Genomic DNA, 3961 nt, shown 5'->3' with positions numbered 1-3961 from the left:
TTGAATGGGTTCATGTGCAGCTCCATCAGCAAAAGGGGATGATAAGTTTATCACCACCGACTATTTGCAACAGTGCCTTTTGCAGCACGTCTTTGGCCATGATCTTGTAGGCGCGCTGGCGTACCTCGCCGAATGGCGTCGGATCCGCGACACTGTCGTCCACGTACAGGGACAGCAAGCGACCAACCTGGGGCGTTTCCTGATGACGTTTGACCTGCTCTTCGGCGAAAGACTCCCTCGCACCCGCGCGGTTTTCGTGATCAAGTTGATGCATGTGGAACGCCATCGCATCGACCAGGTTATCGCTGAGCTGCCGGTAGCGTACCCAGGCATAGCACAACAGATAGAGCAGAGTCTGCTCTGGCTTCAAGTTGCGCAAATCATGGACGGTATAAAAGTTAGCCAGACTCGCGTAATACAACAGGTTTTGTTGAGAGATCCCAAGTTTGGGCAGCAGCCCTTTGGCAATCCAGTGTAATGGTGCCAGCAGGGTGCGCTTCTCACGCTCTCGGGCCATCTGACGCCACCCGAAATCCTTGGCGTCTTGTTTGAGAGCAGCTAGTTGCGACAGCGTATCGTTGCGCACCAGGAGCTGACTCAGGGAAGTCTTGGCCGGTTCATCCAACACCTGTGCAAGCAGGGCTCCCAGTCGTCGACGTTCAGCGGACAAGACTTCGCTGACCAGCGCTTGCAGGGTGGTATAGCCTGGACGAATGATCTTGTGTTCGTTGAGCCAGACGATCAGCTCTGCGGCCACAAAGTTGGGCGTCACATCACGCCGCACGATCAGCGAGGCTTGTTGCTCAAGCGATGGCAGGTAGCTGGAGGCCCACGGCTGGTAACCGAATAGTGCGGCAATTTTTCCTCGTTGGCTGTAGTGCTCGTATTTGGAGATCTGCTTGGTCTCAAATGCCTCACCTTGAAAATATCGGCTGAGCACGAAAGCGCAATCATCCTCGACGTCACGCCAGTGGAAACGGAAGAAATCGTTCTTGGCTTTGAAGTAACCGATCTGCAGGATGCAATAGACCTGAGCATGGATGCTTGGCCGGCTGCTTGCGAGCGCCAGTTCATTTTCGGTCAAGGCCAGGTATTCCAGGCGCTGCGCATCGTCAAAGTCCGGCAAGCCATACAGCGCCTCCTGCTCGGCATCCGACAGAATGGTCAGTCGCTCGCTTTTAGCAATCGCCATAAGTTACTCCGATACCCGCAAATATTGGTACAGCGTCTCCCTGCTGATGCCAAATTCACGGGCAAGTGTCGCCTTCTTTTCGCCAGCAATGACTCGCCGCCGCACTTCTGCAATCTCTGGGTCAGACAGCGATTTCTTTCGACCCCGATAAGCTCCACGCTGTTTTGCCAAGGCAATACCTTCGCGTTGACGTTCTCGGATCAACGCTCGCTCGAACTCGGCGAATGCCCCCATGACTGACAACATAAGGTTTGCCATCGGCGAATCTTCGCCGGTGAAAGTCAGATGCTCCTTGACGAATTCAATGCAGACACTGCGCTGGGTTAGTCCCTGTACAAGTCGACGCAGATCATCCAAGTTGCGAGCAAGGCGATCCATGCTGTGTACCACGACCGTGTCACCTTCACGTACAAAGGAGAGCAAGACGTCAAGCTGCGGGCGCTGAGTGTCTTTCCCAGAGGCTTTGTCGATGAAAACTTTGTCCACCTGGATATGTTCCAGTTGCCGTTCTGGGTTTTGATCGAAGCTACTGACACGGATGTAACCGATGCGTTGTCCCTGCAAGAGACCTCCTGAGCTTAAAAGTGTCAGGAAGAAATCTATAACCTTGCTTTATATGTGTCAATAAATTAATTTAATGGTTTTATTCTGACACTTTTAACCGAACGATCTGACATCAGGATAGGGTATAGCCCAGACTGACACTTGACTTATTGATACAACATGCAAGTGAGTGATACCGGAACATTTGGCATTTTTTACTATCTGAAGTATGATTTTACTTTCATCAGTAAAGAGTATTTCGCCGATGCGCATTTAACCTGTCCGCACCCCGCTTTTAATTCCTCTCCCGCCCGGGAGAACGGGTGCGTCTTACCGTGACAGGTTGATGCTGACTCCTCTGTTTTTTTTCCAATCTGTGGACTCGTGTCCCTGTCATTTGGCTATGGCTCTTGGCCTGCTGCTTCGGCATCGGCCCAAAGGAGTTCAGATGACCCATATCGCATGTCATATCAAACAGTTGCAGTTGCCCTTTGGTGCATGTTCGCAGCCCCTTACCTTTTCCCTGCCCACTGCAGGCGCTACCCTGATTGGCCGCAACGGCATCGGCAAGAGCCTGCTGCTCGAACTGCTGGCGGGCCAGCGCCGTCCGGTTGCGGGCAAGATCGAGTGGCACCGGCCCATCGGCTGGTTGTCCCAGTTTGTGCCAGAAGGGGAGTGCTGCGTAGCTGACTTTATCGGTTGGGGCGAGCGGCTGCGCGCCCTTGAGCGGATCGAGCAGGGCAGCACGGACGAGCGGGATTTCGAGTTGTTGGCGGAGCGCTGGTCTTTGCGCAGTGATCTTGCAGCCCTGTTGGCAGAAGCCGGTCTGGCGCTGGATGCTTACCAACCGCTCGACCGGTTAAGCGGTGGCCAACTTGGCCGTTTGCGTCTGCTTGCCCTATTCGTCAATCCGGATCACTTTCTGTTGCTTGATGAGCCAGACAACCACCTCGATGCCTCTGGCATCGACTGGCTAAGCCAGCAACTGGCCAGACATCGCGGAGGTTACCTGCTGGTGAGCCACGACCGGCGCCTTCTCAATCAAACCAGTCAGATTCTGGAGCTGAGCGAGCAGGGGTTGCAGAGTGCCCGCCTCTCGTTTGACGAGTTTCTGGCGCAGCAAGCCGAGGTACAGGCTGCCCGCAGAACCAGTTTGGCGCAAGCGGTGCGAAATGAAAAGGCGGCGGCGCGCAGCGTGCAAAAAGTGCGTGAACAGGCGGCCAGACGAGCCAGTCAAGGGCGGCGTGAGCGCGGCTCCCAAGCCAAGATCCTGCTTGATTTCAAGGCGGAACAGGCAGGCAAATCCCTTGGCAAAGTGCTGGACCGCCATGAGCGGGGCCACAGTGCGCAAGTGGAGGCCCGCACCGAGGCGGCAGCCGCGCTGGCGGCGGTGCAGCCGCTCATCATGCAGTGGCCGGAGGAGATCGAGCGCAAGGGGGCTGCCCAGCCGCTGGTGATTACGGCTGCGCGTCACGTGCGCTGGCATGGCCAGCGGGTTGATCTGGTGCTGCAACGGGGTGAGCGCTGTTTGATCGGCGGTCGCAATGGCTGCGGCAAATCGAGTCTGCTGCGGATGTTGCGCGGGGAGCTGGAGCCCGAGACGGGCAGCTTTCGCATCAATGGCAAGATGGCTTGCCTCGATCAGGGGCTCAGTCTGATTGCGCGGGATCTCAGCCCGCTTGCCAACCTGTTGACAGTGGCTCCGACACTGGCCGAGAGTGATGCGAGAACACGGCTGGCGGGCATAGCCCTGCGCGGCGATCGCGCCCTGACGCCTTGTCATGGTCTGAGTGGGGGTGAGCGGTTAAAACTGGGTCTGCTGATGGTACTGGCGCAACTGCCCGACCTGCTGCTGCTCGATGAACCGGACAACCATCTGGATCACCCCTCGCGTCAGTTGCTCACTCAGGTCCTGGCGGACTACCCAGGCACTCTGTTATTGGTCTCTCACGATCCCGACTTCGTTGCAGGGGTTGGGATTGGTAAAGAATTAAATCTTTCAGAGTGACCGCAAGGTGATTGACCTAGATGCCCTTGTGGCAGGGGTTTAGAGGAGTTGACGGAAATTTCGGCGGTTCCGGCTTACAACCCGGACGTTGCGCCCGCTGATCGGCGGCACCCTGAACATCAAGCACGTGCGTGCCCACTGGGACGACATCCTGCGCCTGGCCAGCTCGATCAAGCAGGGCACCGTCACCGCCTCGCTGATGCTGCGCAAGCTCGGCA

Annotated in this window: 2 protein-coding genes and 2 pseudogenes; 2 read left to right on the top strand and 2 right to left on the bottom strand. The window is 56.6% G+C overall.

Annotation, left to right across the window (positions count from 1 at the left end):
- Positions 1–79: 79 nt before the first annotated feature.
- Both OQV04_RS23775 and OQV04_RS23770 read right to left on the bottom strand, forming a co-directional pair.
- Positions 80–1192: pseudogene (locus OQV04_RS23775) on the bottom strand (DUF4158 domain-containing protein); the annotation flags it as partial.
- Between the two features lie 3 nt (positions 1193–1195).
- The gene (locus OQV04_RS23770; protein ID WP_148245970.1) at positions 1196–1756 is read right to left on the bottom strand and encodes a recombinase family protein; all 561 of its coding nucleotides are present in this window, start codon (positions 1754–1756) and stop codon (positions 1196–1198) included.
- A 427-nt stretch (positions 1757–2183) separates the two neighbouring features.
- Between OQV04_RS23770 and OQV04_RS23765 the strand changes: the two genes are divergently transcribed.
- Together OQV04_RS23765 and OQV04_RS25335 are read left to right on the top strand one after the other, a co-directional pair.
- Positions 2184–3743 carry an ATP-binding cassette domain-containing protein gene (locus OQV04_RS23765; RefSeq protein WP_103859199.1) on the top strand — a complete coding sequence of 520 codons (1560 nt, stop codon included), beginning with the start codon at positions 2184–2186 and terminating at the stop codon, positions 3741–3743.
- 88 nt (positions 3744–3831) lie between these two features.
- Positions 3832–3961: pseudogene (locus OQV04_RS25335) on the top strand (Tn3 family transposase); the annotation flags it as partial.

Origin of the sequence: Escherichia sp. Lx600-2 (genome assembly GCF_036662595.1) — a bacterium.
GTDB lineage: Bacteria > Pseudomonadota > Gammaproteobacteria > Enterobacterales > Enterobacteriaceae > Escherichia > Escherichia coli.
This window is presented reverse-complemented; position numbering and strand designations above follow the sequence as displayed.

Excerpts from the sequence above, each read along its gene's own strand:
- OQV04_RS23765 (WP_103859199.1), top strand. The coding sequence starts at position 2,184 with ATGACCCATATCGCATGTCATATCAAACAGTTGCAGTTGCCCTTTGGT.